Source organism: Streptomyces sp. NPDC059456, assembly GCF_042750055.1.
Classification (GTDB): Bacteria; Actinomycetota; Actinomycetes; order Streptomycetales; family Streptomycetaceae; genus Streptomyces.
The window spans coordinates 1-1,820 of record NZ_JBHYVA010001048.1 but is presented as its reverse complement, the minus strand read 5'-3'; the positions used below and the strand labels follow the sequence as shown (position 1 = coordinate 1,820).

1 protein-coding gene is annotated in these 1,820 nt (G+C 77.6%); it reads right to left on the bottom strand.

What is annotated here, in order from left to right:
- Positions 1-149: 149 nt before the first annotated feature.
- Positions 150-1,820, bottom strand: a 1,671-nt coding sequence (locus ACFXA3_RS42015) for a LuxR C-terminal-related transcriptional regulator (protein WP_385196703.1), incomplete at its 5' end; no start/stop codon positions are given.

The following is a 1,820-nucleotide window of genomic DNA, read 5'->3' as shown; positions in this document are numbered from 1 at the left end:
GCCATTGATGGGCCGAACGTGCGTCAGGAGGCCGCCGCTGCCTGCCGCCACGCCGGACGGCGGACGGCGGACGGCGTGGCAGCGGACGACGGACGGCCCAGGCGGCCCGGGCGGCGGACGGCCGGCGGGGTGCGGGGCGCGGCCCGGGGTCAGGTCGGGCCGCCGGGGGCGACGGGCGGGGTGCGGACGAGGGGCAAGGTGGCGGGGAGTTCCGACCTCCGGCGTATGCCCAGCTTGCGGTAGGTGCTCGTCAGGTGCGTCTCCACGGTGCGGCGGGCCAGGTGCAGCAGGTCGGCGATCTCGGTGTTCGTCCGCCCCGCCGCGGCCAGTTCCGCGATGCGGCGCTCGCTTCCGGTCAGGGCCCCGGAGGCCGGGATCCGGGCGCCGCCCTCGCGGAGGGCCTGCTCGGCCAGGGCGAGCAACCGCAGGCCGCCCTTGCGTTCGGCCAGGTCCGCCGCCTCGCGCAGCCGGTCACGGGCGCGTCCGCGCTCCCCGGCGGCGAGGAGCTGGCGGCCATGGGCGAGGAGGGCCTCGACCAGTTCCATGCCGGCGTCGGCGGGTGCGTCCCGCAGGATCTCCACCGCCTCCTGGGCGAGGTGCAGTCCGCGACGGCCGCCGGTCGCGGTGCCCAGGACGCGCAGCGCGCGTCCCACCGTGCGCGGGGTGTTCCACACCCGGGCCAGCCGCAGTTCCTCGGTGGCCAGGGCCAGGGCCTCCTGGCCGTCGCCGAGCGCGAGACGGCACTGGGCGACCGCCGAGCGCCAGGGGGTGACGACCGGGCTCAGCACCTCGCGGGCGCTCTGGCGGCGGCCGCATTCCAGGAAGTCGTGCAGGGCGCCCGCCGGGTCGCCCGCGGCGAGGCGCTGCACTCCCCGCGCGTAGAGGAAGCGGTTCAGCTCCCACGATTCCGGTGCCCGGCTCAGGTCGAAGGCGTGGGCGAGCCGTGCGGCCTCCTCGGAGCGCCCCGTGTGGACGAGTGCCATCAGCACGTGGGCGTCCCGGTTGGAGGGGCCGCTGTGGGCGCGGGCCGCGACGGCCGCGCCGTCGCCGCGTACGGCGATCAGCCGGGCGACGTCGCCCCGGGCCGCGGCGATGTCGGCGCGGGTGTTGAGCAGCGCGTGCTCCATGGGGTGCAGGAGGGCGGGATGCTGGCCGGCCAGTCCCCGGTCCACGAGCCGCTCGGCCTCGTCGAGTTCGTCGGCCCATTCGGCGACCGCCGCCGCCGTCCCCAGCAGGAACGGCTCGGCCAGCGGGTCGGAGGGCTGTGCGAGCAGGGCCCGTACGCGGGTCATGGCCTCGCCGGCCGAGATCAGGCCGGCCGTCGCCTCGTAGCGCACCAGCAGGGCCCGGCTGGCGGTGCCGACGAGTTCCGGCGCGTGTTCGCCGCTCTCCCAGAGCCTGCGGTAGGTCTCCTGACGGGTCGCGAGGTCGGAGTCGGCCAGCAGTGCGGTGGCGGTCTGCACGGTGCGGGTGAGTCCCGGATGGCCGTCCAGGCTGACCTCTGCGCGCCGCAGTACCGCCAGGGCGGTGGTGACCTCGCCGCGGCCGACCAGGGCCGTGCCCAGGGCGACGGCGGCGCGCACCCGGTCCCGGGGGGCGGCCGGCAGGTGCTGTGCCTCCGCCAGACGGGCGATGGCCACCGCGCCGTCGGCCGAGGCGTACTCCAGCGAGCCCAGCTCGGTGAGCAGTTGCTGGCGCCGGTCGTCGGAGAGCGGTTCGTCGAGGGCGCGGCGCAGATAGCCGGCGGCGGCGCCGGGGCGGGCGCCCGGGACCCCGACACTCCCCCCCTCCCCCAGGCCCACCCCTGCCCACTGCCCGCC